Genomic DNA, 17,201 nt, shown 5'->3' with positions numbered 1-17,201 from the left:
AAAATAATAATGTATGTAATACATCGTTATTTTTGTATATTACGTCCTATAAAATACTCTTAAACGATTAACCATAACGTTTCAAATTCTGAAATTTAGTTGGCCTTTAAGCACTCGTAAGTACCCGGCAAAGCACTCTTCTATTTTCATTAACTTTGGTATATCAAACTCTTTAGTGTTGCCAGTACCATATAATGCATCATCTTCTTCGTCAGGTTCTATCCCATGCACTACTTCACTGTGCAATTGGTCAAGCATATCTCTATTAAGGTAAGGTTCTACATTGCAGAAAGCTTCAACGGTATCAATTAAATCAGCATGAAATTCGTCAAACGTACCGCGCTTTAAATTCTCTGGAAACTCAACTAAAGAGTCATAATAATCTTCTAGTTCACAGGCTAATCTATCTAGCTCGGTTGCATCAAAAATAAATTTTTCAGAACCGTTATAACAAGTAACGTGTAATCCATTATGATCTTCTAACTCAGCTAACAAGCTTTGCAAACATGAAACCATAACGGCTTCATCAACTAAGGCTTGTGAATAAGAAATGTCTAGCTTTTCATAATCTGCTTTAATTTCTTGCTCAATTTCTTTTTTATTTATATTTAATTCATTTTCAATGGTCGACATATTTAGTACCTATTGAACTTTAATTTTATAAAAATTAATCTACTCAAAAGCTAACTAGCAACTTGTGCTAGTTAGCCGAGGTACTGACCGGCGCATACTCTAAGTTTTTCTTCATATTTCCGATTAATATCGCTTGGTTAATTTCAGAATCAAAAAGTTGTTTTAACAAGTCTTTCTGATTGTTTATTAACTGGGCATGCTGAGGAGTTTGACCGCTAATGACTTCACGTGCTTTTGTATTACACCAAGTCTTATAATTAGATAAAATTAGGTTGTAATTTTTTGATGAAGTCTCAAGAATATGATCAGCCATTTTATATTTACCGAAGCGTTCATAAAGTTGGCTTTCTAAGCAAATAGTCTTCGGAAGCAAGTCCATCATCATATTTACAAAATCAAACATCAACTTTGCATGTTGTGCGCTTGCAGAGTCTACATATCCAACTAAGTTATCAATAAGCGATAAAAGTTCATTTCTTTTAACTGCAAGTTGAGCCATGTATTGCACTGCAATCTCATGTGACTCCTCTACAAGTGACTTGTCTAATAACAGCACTCTTGCCGATTCAATTAATCCAAAATATTCAGATAGTTGACTCATAAAATATATAACATTTTGTGAGTGCACATCTTGCGAAACCAAATCAATCTGATCCTGCAACTTGTCAATTTTATTAGCTAAGTATTTTGTTTGTGCAACAATAGCACCTAATAAAAGCCCAGTAGACAACCCCGTTGCAGCAAGTTGAATCGTTTGAGCAGATTGTATTTGTTTTAAAATAGAACCAAGCCCTTCAGAAGACTCTATTGTTTTTTCTACTAAAGGAAGCCACTGCTCTACTCCTTTATTGCTTACAGCAACACCATCTCTTAGGCGCATAGTCCCTCTATGTAGGCCCTCAATTACTTCAGGCTTTACTTTGGACCAATCAATGATCAAAACTTTTTCATACATTTAAAAAAAATCCTTATTTTCTAATTGCTGGCGCATAGCAGCTACTTGAATAACCGCTGGAAGAGTAACCCTAAATGCAGGGCCTGTAATCGCAGGAACTGTTATTAAAACATTAATAGCCCAACCTATTGGGCCAGCAAAAATACCAATCGTTCGAGCAATACCTGCATTAGCAGCTAATTGTAACCCTTTACCCATAATCATTCTTGCAATAGAGTTAGCAACAATTAATGCAATTTTATAGCTTGCAAAACCGCCAAGTTTTATTGCAGCAATTATCGCTGCCATTGCTGCAGGCCCTGCTAATTTAGGATCAACTTGCAGCTCTTTTGTTAACTCCTTTTTCTGCTCATCGGTCATCTTTTCCCAAGAAGATTCAATTAGCTTAGCAAACATCGCTTTTTCTATTTCAATAGTAGCTGCATCAAAATCTGTTTTCACTTTCATACGCTCGCAAACGTCAATTAATATCTCACGATATGTAACACCGGTTCGTCGAATAAGGTTAACCAACGTATCACCACCATAATGCTGAAGCTCTGCAGCTATACTCTTCCATATTTTGCTGTAGTCACCTTTAGCATCAATAAATGCTTTATCTCCAGATAAAGATTCTGTGTTTCGCTTTTCACCATCCTTATCAAATATCAAATGCTTAACGAGTACTTCTAACATCTCTGTATCTGCATAGTGTAAAAATGCTAAATCTTTATCTTCTCTATATTTATGTGACATCTGTATTCCCTGTTTATACTAATGGTTAATCATATTGATTTATTATGTGCTTATTTATAATAGACATTATATTAGTAATGCCTATTATAATTAGCTGCTTCTGGTATTTATAGGTCGTTCTTTTGCCCAACAATGGTTGTTTATAGCTAACCATGTCGGCATAAATGCAGACCTAAAAATAGCGTGTTATTTTTTACTGGCTTTTGCTGCTTTTTTAGCGGCTTTTTCTAGCTTTTCGGCTTCAAGTCGGGCGGCTTTTATACGCGCTAATAACTTATCGGCGGGTTCGTCGTTTGGGTCTTGTGGTACAAGTTCACCACGAAAGGCTTTGGCTAATATCGATTGCGTTAAGTTATCAACACGCTGTTTGGCATTCGCGAGGTTTTTTTCTAAAGTATCAGCTAAAGCGAAGTATTGTTCGACTAGACGGACGATTTCGGTTTGTTCCTCTATAGTGGGGACTGAGATATTAAACTTTTTAATATCTCCAAGATTTAATAATGGTTGATTTGCCCCAGTTCTAGCATTTTGAATTTGTTTCTGAACAAAGTCAGATTTAAACTGCCAATATATAAATTTTTGTTGCAGCTCTTTTTTAGGAGCTATAACAGCCAGATTCCTATGAACATTCATACCTGAGAATTCCTTTGTAACAAGCCCTATTCTCCCTATTGTTCCAACAAGAGATATTAGAATTTCTCCTCCTTTCAAAAGCGTTCTTTTATATTGTTTAGATAGTTCTGAGCTAATTTTATGAGACTCATCTGTGCTTATTCTAGTATCCAAAATATCTTTGATTCTCAGAAGAGTAACTCCCCCACTTACAAATGGACCTGGCTTTAAAACACCATAAGATATAGGTCTTTCTGGTTGAATTAAATCAACCATCCTTTGTGGTAATTCATACGAGTTAACCAATATTCCGTTATCTTTTCGCCATTGTTCGGTGAGTTTTCCTGAGACGGCGGCGGCAAGGACAGATTGGCGGAAGCGTTTGATGATATCCGGTAAGTTGTTTAGGCGCTGTTGTATGGTATCGACCTGCGCCAATAAGCTATCAAGCTTTTCAACAATGCGTTTTTGTTCTGTAGCGGGAGGCGCAATAAAAGGTAAAGCTTTAGTTGCAGTACCTGACAGCTCTTTAAAAGTAGTACCTGTGGCATTGGCCTCAGCGATGTGCTTAATTGATTTTAAGTAATAATATAGATATTCGCTATCTATCCCTTTATCAGGGATAAAACTTTTAAACCCTTGGTTTGTTGAAATTTCGTTTTCAGCTATAACAACATAACCAATTGGTGCCCTGCTACTATATAGAACGCTTCCTTTAGGCATTTTCTTTGCCGAGCAACTTAGGTAGCCTTTATCAGTAAGGTTTCTTTTTCCTTTACTAATTGTTTTTGCCTTATAACCACTAAGATCAGCTGGAGTAAGCCATGCTATGCCACCTGTTTCACAAAAATTATCTTCCACTGTGGATTTTGGTGTTCCGCCACTGACTATCCTAGCTATATCCTCTAGTGTGCAGCTTTGCCAGGTCTTTGGTAGAGTTATCATTATTCAGCACCCTCAATGACTTTCTTCTTAAGTCCAAACTCTTCAGCTAATAACGCCACTTGACCTTCAGCTTGATCAATTGCGCCAAGGTCTATCATCAGCTGGTTCATCTCTCGTAGAGCTTCGGTAAGCTCTGTCATTGCTTGTGTTGCTAATACATCAGGCTCAGGCAAGTTTGCAGCATCGGTTACTGAGTTATCTTTAAGCCATGTTATATCTAAGCTGTCGTTTTTAGCTCTAATAAACTCACGTGAGAATTTGCGCCAGCGAGCATTTTCTATTAGCCCAGTATTGTCAGTGTTTTTAATATCTTCTTCGTTTACAGGAGTAGTACAACCTAAAATATTGTAAACGCCTTCTTCTCGTTCTGCTTGGCCGTTAGCATCATCGCCGTAAACCGCTTCAAAGCTTTCGAGGTATTTATGAGTAAATGGGCTGCGCTTACCAAAGGTTTGCATGTTGGTACGTAAGTCGTACACCCAGGTGTGTGTTGTACAGTCTTTATCTTGATTTGGGTTATCAACCGTGCCTTTTTGAAAAAACAATACGTTAGTTTTAACACCTGCGGCGTAAAATATACCGGTAGGTAGGCGTAATATAGTATGTAGATTACATTTGTGCATTAAGTCGGTGCGTATTTCAGCGCCTCTGCCGCCTTCAAATAATACGTTATCGGGTATGACCACGGCAGCACGGCCACCTGGCTCAAGGCTATTGTATATGTGCTGCATAAAACACAGTTGCTTGTTTGATGTTGGGTATACAAAGGTACGGGTGATATTAGTGCTGCTTGCCGAGCCAAACGGTGGGTTTGTAAGTATTACGTTGGCTTTTGGCAGGTTTTCGCCATCGTTACCTAAGCTGTTACCAAGGCGTATAGCACCGCCAAGCTCGTCATTGCCTTCAATGTCGTGTAATAAGCAGTTCATTAATGCAAGGCGGCGAGTTTCGGGTACTAGCTCAAGCCCGACAAAGGCACGCTTCATTTGGAATTCTTGCGTATCGTCGTCTAGGTCGTCTAAATCGTTGGTTTGGCTTTTAATGTATTTGTCGGCCTCGATTAAAAAGCCTGCGGTGCCCGCTGCGGGGTCTTGAATAATTTCGCGCGGTTGTGGCTTTAGTAAACGTACCATCGTTTCTATTAGTGGCCTTGGCGTAAAGTACTGGCCGGCGCCCGATTTAGTTTCGTTGGCGTTTTTTTGTAATAAACCTTCGTACATGTCGCCAAAGTCGTCACGGGTTTTAACAACATTCTCGCCATCGCCGCTTTCGTACCAATCTAAGCTGTCCATTGTGGTTACAAGCTCTGTAAGCTGCCCTGCATTGGTAATAGTGGTATTTACGTTTTGAAATATAGCACGCACAATAGCGTGCTCGTCGTTACCTAACTGTACGAGCATGTTGCGGTAAAACTGTAATTGGTCGAGCCCTATTTTACCTTTCAGGTCGTTCCAACGCATACCTTGTGGTAGTAGGTCTGTTTCGGTGCCAGTTTGCTCGGTCATTTTTAAAAACAGCAATGTGGCCAGCTCATTTACGTAGTTTTGATACGACACGCCGCCATCGCGCAGGGTGTCACACATTTTCCAAAGTTTGGCTACTAAATCATTGTTGTTCATAGTGTCTCTTCATTTGTAGGGTGGCATTAAGGCCAACATTTAATTTTGCTTAATAATTTGTCGGGCTAAAGCCCGGCCTACATCGTTTATTTGTAGGTTGGCCTTTAGGCTAACATTTTAATATTGTTTAATAGCTTGTCGGGCTAAAGCCCGACCTGCATCGTTTATTTGTAGGTTGGCCTTTAGGCTAACATTTTAATATTGTTTAATAGCTTGTCGGGCTAAAGCCCGACCTGCATCGTTTATTTGTAGGTTGGCCTTTAGGCTAACATTTTAATATTGTTTAATAGCTTGTCGGGCTAAAGCCCGACCTACATTAATTAAGCAGGTTGTTCCCACATATAGTTATTAAATTGTTCTAGCACTTGGTTAAGCTCGTTATTAAAAATAGCATCGAGCTTGCGCTTACCACCTCGGCGGCGGTAATTACCGGTTTTAAAGGTGTCGTCGTCAATGGCTACTTGCTCTTTTAAGCTATTGGCTAAGCGCTCTAACCACTGTAGCTGCTCGTTACTCCAGGGTTTTTGCTGCTTTATTTTAGCCAGTGCGTTATTTACACGCTCATCAAACGGGAGTAATGCATCGCCGAGTGCTGCGCGGCGAATATGCCCTATTAACCGTGCGGCAATATCTTGGTTGGTGGTTTTTTTCCATGCAACTCTGAGTGTTGACTCGTCAAACGATTGTGCATCAAACCACTCTTGCAGCTCTATTAATGCTTTACGGGTTAAGTCTTTAGGTTTGGTTATAACGGTTTGTAGCGCGGCTTGGCTGTTTTCGCTTTGCTCTACGAGTTTGTCAAACGCGTCTAAAAAGTCTTCGGCATTGTCGTAATCGCCATAGCCTTCTTTAAATTCTATTAGCTCGTCTTCTATGTCGGTAAAAATAGGCTCATGGCGTAGCTCGTTTATTTGCTTTTTAAGGTGCTCTAGATTTTCGACCAGCTTTGGTAGTTGAGTAAAAATTTCGGCGCTTTGCTCTGGCCCTTTAGTTTTTAGGGTTTGAGCAAGGCTTGCAAAGTCGCAACCTGCAGCACCGGCTAATACGGTATCTAGGCGTTTTATTGATTGGTCTATTTGGGCTGATTTATCTTGATTAAATATACCATGACCGACAATGCGTTGTACTTTAGCAACGAGTTGCTCGTGGCTATGGTGTGCAAACGAGCGGCCATCGGCCTCTAATGTTTTATAAGTTTGTGAGTCGGTTATTTCGTTTACTAAGGTGTTTAACTCTACTTTTGGACGCACAACGACTGGGCGCATTGTATCTACCGATTCGAGCGAGTCGTATAAGTCGACGGCATCGTAAATAGTAAAGTTAACTTTGCCAACCTCTGGGCATAAACGTGTGGCGCGCCCTTTCATTTGCTCGTACAAAATACGGCTTTTTACTTTACGTAAAAATACGAGGTTACAAATGCTGGGTACGTCTATCCCTGTAGTGAGTAGGTCTACCGTTACCACAATATTAGGTAATCGCTCTTTGTTGTAGCGGGTGATCATACTTTGTATTTTTTTAGGATCTTTATCGCTTTCGCCGGTTATTTTAATAATGGCGTCGTGCTCAAGATTGGGATATTGCTTTTTAAAAGCCTCACGCAGTTCAATCACCATGTTATCGGCATGGGTGTTGTTTACACAAAATATGAGTGTTTTTTGTTTACCTGTTGGGTCGAGCTTTGTTGCTAGTGATTCGGCAACTATTTTATTGAAGTTTGATGCAATAATATCGCGGTTAAAGCTGGCTACTTCAAAGTCGCGCTCGTCTTCAAGGGTGTCTTGAATTAGCTCCCCTTGAGAGGTTAAGCGCGTTACCTCTGAGCCTTTATCGATATAAATACCATTTTGGTTAAGCTTAGTAATTATTTTTATAGGGGGCGCTTGGTCTATTAAGTAGCCGTCTATCACCGCTTTGCGGTAGCTATAACGGTACACAGGTAAACCAAAAATGTCGGTTGTGTGTAATGCAGGTGTTGCAGTAAGCCCTATTTTTACTGCATCAAAATGGTCAAGTATTCTGCGGTACGTTGATACGTAGTCGAGCTGGTTTCTAAACTCCATTTCGCCATCGGTTTGTTCTTTATCAAGAATATAACCACGGTGTGCCTCGTCTGCTATTATACAGTCGTAGCGCTCTACTGGCATAAATTCATCGCTTTGTAGCGTGCGCTTAACTAGCGATTGAATTGTTGATACATGTATTTTAGTTGCGTCTGACGGAAACTTATCGGTCAGGCCCTTTATATTAAATATGGTATTAAAAGGCACATCGTTTATGCGTGTGTCATCAAACGAGTTTAATGCTTGCTCACCCAATGAGCGCCTATCGACCAAAAACAAAATACGATTAAATCGGCGTGACTGAATTAACCTGTACATTAGCGCAATAGCGGTACGGGTTTTACCTGTACCGGTTGCCATAGCAAGTAGTATATTTTGCTGACCTTTTTTAATGGCTTGCTCAGTGGCTGTTATTGCTTCTTTTTGAAAATAACGAAGGCCTAAGCCTGTTGGTTCGTTAGTTTCGAGCCATTGCTGCGCGGCATCTATGTTGCCATCGAGCTTAGCTTTTAGTTCGCCTGGTGTATGCCATGCAGGTAATGCTTTAGCTTGGTTACTCACTTTACGAACATCACGATACCAAATACCGCTTTTACTTAATAACTGGCGGCGGTACTCTCGCCCGTTTGTTGAAAATACAAACGGTATTTTATAGCTTCGTGCGTTTGGCTCTTTGGATTCTTTCCACGTAATTTGGTAGCTGTTTTGAGTTTGTAGTTGCTCTGCTACTTTTTGATGTTCTGCATCGTTTGCAGCTCGCGCTTGAATTTCGGCATTTAAATGCTCAAGGTTAAAGTAAATACTGTAACGCTCTGCCTCAGCTAATTTGCCGCATACGTCGGTATTTATTTTTTTAGCCTCAACAACCCCTACCGGTTGTAAACCCACAAACAATACATAGTCGGCAAAGCCTGTTTTACCTGCTTCGTCGGTATCGGTTGGCCACTCTGCTATAGCTAGGTTTTTACCTATTTGTGGGCGCGTACCGTTTGCATAATTTAGCACTGGCGTGTCGGCAGCCCAGCCTGCGTCACGCAGTTGCTGATCGATAAGAAAGCGCGTTTCTTTTTCTGATAAATCTAAGCGGCGCGCTGCTGCACGTTGCGTGATTTCTTGCTTGTATGCTTTGCGCTCTGCTTGTGTTTTTTGTGCAAGCTCTGCTTCTTTGGCTTGTAACTGTGCTTCAAGCGCGTTTACTCGATCTTGTGTTTGTTGCTCGGTTTCTTGCTGCTTACCTTCTAAAATAGCAATATAGCCACTTAGCGCGGTAAGTTGATTTTTGTTTTGAGCAAGTTCAGTGTCGGTTTGCGCGTTACTATTTAATGCTTGTTGTAGTGCTGCTTTTAGCTCTGTTACTTGGTGTTGGTATTCGTTTTCTTGTTGACCGTCTGGTAGTACAAATATAGGCGCTGCAAAATCAACGTCTTTATTAATTAGTCGGTAGTACCAAATACTTAAACGAAATGCTAAACGCAGTGCCATTTCGGCATCATCTAAATCGTTGTGGTAGTCGTGAACAGCTTGATTACCTACTTTACGCAGCATATGGAAAATATTGATTATAGAGTCATCAACCCACGATATTTTTGCAAGCTCTCTGATTAGATCAACTTGTGTGGGGGGGAGTTCTAAATCAAGAAGTTTAGCAATGTGTTTGGCTGACGCTTCTCCAAACATGCGCAGTTTTACTAATGTGGTATTAGGATCGTCAGGAAAATTCTTTTCCGCAGCAAACGCTATGCGATAAAGAATATCGTTCACACCTTTTAAGAATTCAAAGTTTGATTTTTTCACTGGCTACTTCTCCTTTTACTCAATAGCTATTGGCAACTTATATACCAACACTATTGTCCTTTTTATTTTTCGTGTTTGATATTTAGCTTCTTCATCCAATTGCTAAGCGTTTGGTGATCTTTTAAATTAAGCATTTGGGCAGCGTGGCTTTTAACATTTCCACTTGCTTTTAAAGCAGCTAAAACATAAGATTTTTTATATTTATCAACTAATTGCGTAATATCTATTTTATCGTCGTATGACAGTGTAATATCTGTAAAGCTTTCATTTTTAGCGCGATTAATCATGGCACTTGATAAGTCATTTTCAGTTATTGTTTGTGAATCAGACCATAAAAAAGCACGATTTAATGTACTCCACAGCTCTCTAATATTCCCTTGCCACGGCTGAGATAAAATAAACTTTATTCCCTTTTCGGAAATATTTTTACTTGTGTAGTCGGGATGTTTGCTACCTGCTTTATTTATTTGCTCTACAAGTTGATTAACAATAACTGTAATATCTTCAATGCGCTCTCGTAGCGCTGGTATTTGTATAATGCCCACTGCTAAGCGGTAAAATAAGTCTTCGCGAAACTTACCCTCTTCTACTAGTTTTGATAAATCTTTATGTGTGGCTGCAATAACTCGAACATCGACATTAGTGGTTTGGGTATCACCTAAACGGTTGATCTCGCCTTGTTGTAATGCTCTTAAAAGCTTTACTTGAATTTCGAGGGTTAATTCACCAACCTCATCTAAAAATAAAGTACCGCCGTCGGCCTGTTCAAAAAGCCCTGGGTGGTCTTTTTCTGCTCCAGTGAAGGCCCCTTTTTTATGGCCGAACAAGGTTGAATCAACAAGGTTTTCTGCAAATGCTCCGCAGTTAATTACTTTTAATGGCTTGCTTGCTCGTAAGCTTCCTTTGTGAATGGCTGTTGCCATTAGCTCTTTACCGGTTCCGGTTTCGCCAAGGATAAGTGCGGGTACTTCTGAAGCTGCAATTTTTTTAGCTTTGTTGACTACATTTTGCATTTGCACTGATTTTGCAGTGAGTGCTGAAAAAGCTTGCTCAATTTTAGGCTCAGAGGTTGCCGTATTCGCTATGTTTTTAGATGCCGACTTTACATATTCCTTGCCAAAATCAATTGGGATATCAACATGTAGCAACTCATTTTTTGGGGTTGCTTGAAGGAATTGAACGTTCGCTTTACCTTTACCGATAAGAACCGATAAAGTGGTCATTGCTGGCGTGCCTGAGGTCAGGTTTATTGATAACAAATCTGCCTCTTCACTTAATTTATTGATCCAAAGCGCTGTTACTTGGTGAATAGACTCATAATCAATTGGGCTGGCTATATTGGCTTTGTGTACCTGAATATCATGATATGGCCTTACTAGCGTAGCCATCCGCTTTTTTACAAAATTTTCAAATTTTTCCCAATGCTCATGCTGATGATTTGAGAGTATTACAATTTTATCAAAAGGTGTTTGAGATTTTATAGCGAGAGTTGATATAGAGGCATTTTTCTCACTATCGAGCATGTTTTCAATATCTTTGGTGCCTAGCCAAGAAAGAAGTATATTCACAGTCCATTTGCTCATATTTTTACTTTGTGAACTATATTACAGTAAATAATATAATTTACCTATAAAAAGTAATAAGTTAGACCCTTATTCATCACTAAAATTTTCCAAACAAGATTAGTTTATGTTGTATTTTTATACAAGCCTAAGTCTTTATCTAAGCTAATAAAGTTTGTAAGATGGTTGTTGCAAAATGATGGATAATTTTTTTGTGATCGTCCATCAACTTCCTAATCATCATATACAACAGTTAAAAATGGCATTTGATGTACTATTTGTTTTTTGCAGGAAAGAAGTTAGATAAACAACCTTATTAAGATGGTGTTTATAAGATTTGTTTTTATGTAGAAAGGAACATTTTGCAAGTTTTAGTGTTCTTTGTGGTTCATTACGCTTTTAATTAAAAAAGGAGTAGCACGCTACTCCTTTATTGCCCTTAAGCCTCGCCCTACATTATCGTTGGTAATACGCCTTTGCATTACCACAATGGAAAGTATATTTGCGTACAATTCCCTCACTAGTATTATCAGAGTGAACTCTGGCTACCCAAACATTGAGTAGTGAGCCGGCAAATAACGTCTCGTGGCGTATTTAGTGAGTTATGATTAGGCTGCTATTTTTAAATGCAAAAATAGCTTTATTTATTCTATGAATGCGTTTGTTTGATTTGCAATATGGTCTCTTTTATGGAGTTTTGAATGTGCTCGTTTTCAAGCTCAGGCTCGAACTCACGCTCAATTTATTCTTTTTATTCATAGCTGTCTTCGAATTCACTCTTTAAATCAGTATCGAATAAGTCAGCAAAGCGCTCTAGATGAGAATGTAATTATAATTTTACGTTCGCATTACGAAACCACTTTAGGTTTATAGCTTTAAAGCGCTAATCTACCTATTTTTAAACAACAGCTTCGTTCATGCATATTCAGTGCTTAGCTACTACAGCAGCAGGAGTGAAAATTTATCATTTTCTGACCTACACAGCTTTTAGGCACATTGGTGCCTAAAGACTGGTTCTAAACTGCCCGACGGCCTCAACAACTTCCTTAGCCCCTTTTTGAATATCATTAATAACAGAGCCTGATTTATTCGATAACTCCAAGGCATCTTTGGCCTCTGCTAAACTCGACTCAATTTCGGTTACCGCATCTTGAGTAAGCGCTTTATTCTCAGACACGACGTTGATTATTTGCTCTGTGGCCAAACTCGTTCTTGATGCCAGTTGCCTAACTTCATCTGCAACAACGGAGAAACCTCGTCCTTGGTCACCCGCCCTCGCGGCTTCGATAGCAGCGTTTAATGCCAGCAAATTAGTTTGATCAGCAATACCTTTAATACTTTCGACTAATTGAGCAATCTTAGACGACTGTACGTCGAGGTTATTAACACTTTCGCTGGCTACTTCGAGTTTCTTTGATAAGTTATTCACTGTAACAATTGTTTGCTTTACGACACCTAACCCTATTTCAGCGTCGGCATCTGTTCGTTTAGAAATGTCATAAGCAATACCAGCCGTTTCAGATATTGCAAATTCTCTTTGCATCTGGTCAGTTATTACTGTTGCAAACTTTACGACTTTATAGAGTTCTCCGTCATCGTTATGAATTGGATTGTACGAGGCTTCTAACCATACTTCGTTACCGTAACTATCTAATCTTTTAAAACGATCAGAAATAAACCGTCCGTGTTTTAATTCAGACCAAAACTGTTTATAAGCGTTCGATTTAGCTTCTTCAGGGTCGCAAAACATACTGTGGTGTTTACCCAATATTTGGCTTTTGGAGTAACCCATAGAGCTCAGAAAGTTATCATTGGCGTTTAAAATAATACCATCTAAGCTGAATTCGATAACCGCAGATGAACGACTCAAAGCCGCAAGCATATCTTCTTTTTCTCTTGATTGAGAAATAGTACGCGTGAGCTCTGCCGAGTAAACAGCTAACTCATTATTAATTGGTTGTACAATACTTCTAAGCCATAACTCACGCCCAGACTGCGTTACGAGGTGCAAAGCGCCATGCCAATGGCTCACTTTTTTTATGGCTGAAAGCATTCTTTGCGAGTGAGGTTTTTTGAGCGACTTTTTAACAATCAGGTCATTGAAATTTAAACCAATAAGCTCACTTTCTTTGTATTCTATCGCGGTTGCAAATTGTTGATTAACTTCGAGAATACGGCCATCTTTGCTTAGCAAAAAGTACAGCATTTCCTCTTTCAATTCTTGCTTTATATTTTCAAACTCAACTGTTTGCTTTTTTAATTCAGCAATTTCAGACAGCAACTTGCGATTAGTGAACCACATAAACTGGTTTCCTTTAGGTTATATACGCAAAAAGTAGAGCACTCAGAATCAAGTGTCTAGAAAGATTGCGTTTTTTCAATAACTGTATTTAGTAAAAGTAAGGCATGACTACATAAGTGGTCGGGTGAAATAAGGTCATACGTGCAAAACACGACCCCATGTGGTTATCACTGTTTTATACATTGAGAAATTAATTAACTTTAACGATTAATAAAAGTGTTGTACGAAGAACTGGAGGGTTTTGATCACGACTGATTACAGTATTTTACTCTTGCTTTTATTTTTACAATAGCGTTTTTACAGTGAGCGCTGCGTTTTAATATCCTCAGATAGGTGCGCTCACGTTAATTTAGCTGACTTTAAACACACACTAAAACACGTTTCGTGCTCGTCGGAGTAAACTTTTATCGCGCCATCATTGGCCTCTGCGAGCGCTTTAACAATGGCTAAACCGAGCCCCACACCATCACTGTGTTTTTGTCTTGATTTATCCGGCCGATAAAAACGGTCGAACAAATACGGTAAATGTTCAGCGGGTATTTTCTCACCGGGATTCACAACCGAAATACACACTGTATCTGCGCTTACTATTTCGCTTTTAACTGAAATTGAAGCCCCTTTTGGGGTATACCGAATAGCGTTAGAGAGTAAGTTTGATAACAGCTGTCTAAAATGTAACTGATCACAGTAAAAACGCAGGTTTTCACCCTCTGTTTTAAAACAAATACCTGCTTCTTCCGCCAACGCATCAAAGTAGTCAAATAGCGATGCTATCTCGTCATGACTATGCAAAATTTGTTGTTTTGGCTTTATTAAACCGTTCTGAGTTTTTGCAAGCCACAGCATGTCATTGACCATTTTTGTTAATCTTTCTAACTCTTCAAGATTTGAGAATAACAGTTCTTGATAGTCAACAACCGCTCTTGATTTTGATAAGCCCACCTGCGTTTGGGTAATGATATTTGTTAAGGGGGTTCTTAACTCATGAGCTATATCGCTGGAAAAGTTAGATAAGCGAATAAACTCACTTTGCAGCCTATCTAACATCACATTAAAAGACTGCACCATGTTTTCAAGCTCAACAGGAACATTATTATGATCTAACCTGACATCCATTTTATTGGTTTGTATATCAAGCATTTTTTGAGTTAACCCACGTAAAGGGTTAAGACCTTGATGTATAGCAATCCATGCGACAAGCAACACTAACACAGCCGAGCCTAACATAATGACCCATAAACTCTGTTTAAACTGGGTTAAAAAGCGCAGATGGAAGCTCATATCAATCGCAACGGCTATTTTATAATGCTGTTTAGATGTCTCTAGCTCACTGACTAATGCACGATACGCCTTACTGCCTGTATGCCATGTAATTATGTTCTCCTTTTTAAACCCCTGAGAAGCTTTCGCGCGCATTGCTAATTCAGTAAAATCATTATGGGAGCTTTGATATATAAGCTCTCCCTCTAACGTATTTACTTGGTAGTACACCCCATGATGCCCAACAACAGCAATCGACAATGCGTTTTCAAGCTGTTTTTGTGATTGAAAAGGCTGTGATAATACAGACTCAACTGATTGCGTAATAACCTGTAACTCGCCACTGTCTTGTTGCAAAAAATGATGCTCTATTGAGCTATTTATGAGTGAGGCCACAAAGGTGAAACAGCCAATAATTGTTATTGCTACAAATAACAAAACTCGCATCGTTAATGACAAGGGTCGCGTGCTAACTCGCATTAGACATTGCCTCTAACTTGTATCCCATCCCTCTTACGGTGTGTATAAGTTTTATAGGAAAATTGTCATCCACTTTGCTGCGAAGCCTTCTTATTGCAACATCAATCACGTTGGTATCACTATCAAAATTCATGTCCCACACTTGTGAAGCGATTAATGAACGAGGCAGCACCTCCCCTTCACGGCGCAGTAATAGCTCAAGTAAACTAAACTCTTTATTACTTAAGGTAATGCGTTGGCCTGCACGTTGAACTTTTCTTTTTGGAATATTCATTTCTAGGTCGGCTATTTTTAAGACATCTTCTACTTTTTGTGTGCCGCCTCGCCTAAGTAAAGTGCGCACTCTTGCTAACACTTCAGAAAATGCGAATGGTTTAATTAAATAATCATCAGCCCCTAGTTCAAGCCCTTTAACTCTGTCATCGACACTGTCTCGCGCTGATAAAAAAAGAACAGGGGTCTGTTTTTTAGCTTCGCGAAGTGATTGTAAAATTCGCCACCCAGAGACATCAGGTAACATCACATCGAGAATTATTACGTCAAATAACTCTGTCATGGCTAAATGATGACCATCGAGTCCATTTCGCGCTAGTGACACTTGAAAACCGGCTTCAGTTAAACCTTGTTTTAGGTAATTTCCTGTTTTTAATTCGTCTTCAACTATTAGTAAGCGCATTTCAATCCTTCATCAAAATCATAGCCGTTATCATTATGGTGTTTTAATCACAACAGCAACATGACACCAAGATTACAACTTTGTCATGTTCACGTCATGCTGAAGACAGGTCAACTTTCTAAACTTATGGCATGTTTTTCTATTTATTAACAGAGTCAGTAATCGTTTATTACGTCACACTTTGTTGCAATCTGTTTGATTTTTAATAACAAGTAAGAAGGTAATTATGAAATTTTTTAAGTATGTCGCACTCATGTTCGTACTAACAATGCCATTTATGGCATCGGCTCATGTCTCAGTAACACACACTCTGCCACAAGATAAAGCAATGTTAATGAGTAGCCCTGAGCAGCTATCGCTCGCGTTTAGCGGAAAAGTAAGATTAGCAAAAATAGTCGTTCAAGATGCACATAAACAACCTATCGACTTCGATTTTAAGCCTACAGCAGCTCCAAGTAGTGATTTTAGTTGGCCTCTGCCACACTTAAAGCAAGGCAATTACACGGTAAAATGGATCGCACTCGGTGGTGATGGCCATAAAATGACAGGGGAATTCACTTTCATGATCCATGGTACAAAGCATAGTAATAAAACAAAAATGCCAGAAAATGGCCACGGTAACCATAATCACTAGCCTTAGGTCATGACAATGCAATTTAGTGAGTGGTCGCTGCTTTTACTGTTAATGAAACTAGCAAACTATACGGCTATAGCAGCACTTGCAGGTACATTACTGATACGTTTTATTAGCCATTTTCACCTTAATGGAAACCAGCATACTGCGTTTTTATATTTCTTGAAGCACTGGCAAATCAAATGCTTAATGGTTGGTTTAATAGCGGCTATTTTGCAAACACCAATAGAGACAGGTGCCATTGCCGAATCAGGTTTTATGGGAATGTTAGATCGCCCAATGCTCGAGATTGTTTGGTACTCGGTAATTGGCGAGCAAGCGCGTTTAAGGATTGTTAGTTTCTTAGTCGCACTTATGGTTGCCTCCTTGTGGAATGTGAAGGCAGAAAATAACAACGCAGAAAAATTCAACTTTGCTCTTATGCTAATCATAGCGGCTCTTATTGCGTTTAGTTTTTCTATTACTGGTCACAGTGCCAATGAAAATGGCCTAGTAAAAAGTATTTTGACATTTCATCTTGCGGCTTTAGCCTGTTGGATTGGCGCATTATGGCCATTGCTTAAAAGCTGCACCTTGCTTATCAAAACCGACGTTGAAAAAATAATGCATCACTTTGGACAAATGGCCATCATTATTGTGGTTGTATTGCTTGTGTCTGGCTTGGCGCTTTTACAACAGTATCTGCACTCATTTTCTGCATTATTTACTTCAACTTATGGCCAATTAATTTTACTGAAGTTACTGCTTGTCAGCGCCATGCTTTTGCTTGGCGCATGGCATAAACTATTTTTAGTCCCTAATATTAACCGGCAACGGTATTTTGAAACCTTAAAAGGCTCTATCGCTGTTGAAATGGTCATAGCGCTTTTTGTACTTATCACAACAAGTGTTTTTACCACACTTGTTGGCCCTCCTATTTAACTATGAAGTA

12 protein-coding genes are annotated in these 17,201 nt (G+C 39.2%); 2 read left to right on the top strand and 10 right to left on the bottom strand.

Annotated elements, in window-relative coordinates; all coding sequences use genetic code 11:
* Positions 1-81 precede the first annotated feature (81 nt).
* The 10 genes from H3302_RS17850 to H3302_RS17805 all read right to left on the bottom strand — a co-directional run bounded on the left by H3302_RS17850 (position 82) and on the right by H3302_RS17805 (position 15,636).
* Positions 82-633, bottom strand: a complete 552-nt coding sequence (locus H3302_RS17850) for a hypothetical protein (protein WP_182396739.1) — start codon at positions 631-633, stop codon at positions 82-84.
* Between the two features lie 67 nt (positions 634-700).
* Entirely contained in the window at positions 701-1,588 is an 888-nt protein-coding gene (locus tag H3302_RS17845; protein WP_182396738.1) for a hypothetical protein, read from the bottom strand.
* Positions 1,589-2,323, bottom strand: a complete 735-nt coding sequence (locus tag H3302_RS17840; protein WP_182396737.1) for a DUF3944 domain-containing protein — start codon at positions 2,321-2,323, stop codon at positions 1,589-1,591.
* A 186-nt stretch (positions 2,324-2,509) separates the two neighbouring features.
* Positions 2,510-3,880, bottom strand: coding sequence for a restriction endonuclease subunit S (locus tag H3302_RS17835; protein WP_182396736.1), 1,371 nt, complete (start codon positions 3,878-3,880; stop codon positions 2,510-2,512).
* A complete protein-coding gene (locus H3302_RS17830; RefSeq protein ID WP_182396735.1) occupies positions 3,880-5,499 on the bottom strand; it encodes an N-6 DNA methylase in 1,620 nt (539 codons plus the stop codon). Before H3302_RS17830 ends, H3302_RS17835 begins: the two co-directional genes overlap by 1 nt.
* Before the next feature lie 320 nt (positions 5,500-5,819).
* The gene (gene hsdR / locus H3302_RS17825; protein WP_182396734.1) at positions 5,820-9,356 is read right to left on the bottom strand and encodes a type I restriction-modification system endonuclease; all 3,537 of its coding nucleotides are present in this window, start codon (positions 9,354-9,356) and stop codon (positions 5,820-5,822) included.
* 62 nt (positions 9,357-9,418) lie between these two features.
* A complete protein-coding gene (locus H3302_RS17820) occupies positions 9,419-10,939 on the bottom strand; it encodes a sigma-54-dependent Fis family transcriptional regulator (protein WP_259369925.1) in 1,521 nt (506 codons plus the stop codon).
* A gap of 982 nt (positions 10,940-11,921) precedes the next feature.
* On the bottom strand, positions 11,922-13,220 hold the full coding sequence (locus tag H3302_RS17815) for a PAS domain-containing methyl-accepting chemotaxis protein (RefSeq protein WP_182396733.1): 1,299 nt from the start codon (positions 13,218-13,220) through the stop codon (positions 11,922-11,924).
* A 339-nt stretch (positions 13,221-13,559) separates the two neighbouring features.
* Positions 13,560-14,960 (bottom strand): heavy metal sensor histidine kinase, encoded by a 1,401-nt coding sequence (locus H3302_RS17810; protein ID WP_182396732.1) that lies wholly within the window; start codon positions 14,958-14,960, stop codon positions 13,560-13,562.
* Positions 14,950-15,636 carry a heavy metal response regulator transcription factor gene (locus H3302_RS17805; RefSeq protein ID WP_182396731.1) on the bottom strand — a complete coding sequence of 229 codons (687 nt, stop codon included), beginning with the start codon at positions 15,634-15,636 and terminating at the stop codon, positions 14,950-14,952. The genes H3302_RS17810 and H3302_RS17805 overlap by 11 nt, the downstream gene beginning before the upstream one ends.
* Positions 15,637-15,862: 226 nt before the next feature.
* Here H3302_RS17805 and H3302_RS17800 point away from each other — a divergent pair, with 226 nt between their 5' ends.
* Together H3302_RS17800 and H3302_RS17795 are read left to right on the top strand one after the other, a co-directional pair.
* Complete coding sequence (locus H3302_RS17800) at positions 15,863-16,270, top strand: copper resistance CopC family protein (protein WP_182396730.1); 408 nt, start codon at positions 15,863-15,865, stop codon at positions 16,268-16,270.
* Positions 16,271-16,279: 9 nt separating this feature from the next.
* A complete protein-coding gene (locus H3302_RS17795; protein WP_259369924.1) occupies positions 16,280-17,191 on the top strand; it encodes a copper resistance D family protein in 912 nt (303 codons plus the stop codon).
* Positions 17,192-17,201 lie beyond the last annotated feature (10 nt).

The sequence above is a fragment of the Pseudoalteromonas sp. MT33b genome (assembly GCF_014117385.1).
GTDB classification, from domain to species: Bacteria; Pseudomonadota; Gammaproteobacteria; order Enterobacterales; family Alteromonadaceae; genus Pseudoalteromonas; species Pseudoalteromonas lipolytica.
Note: the sequence above shows the minus strand (reverse complement) of the source record. Positions and strands in the feature narration are given on the sequence as shown.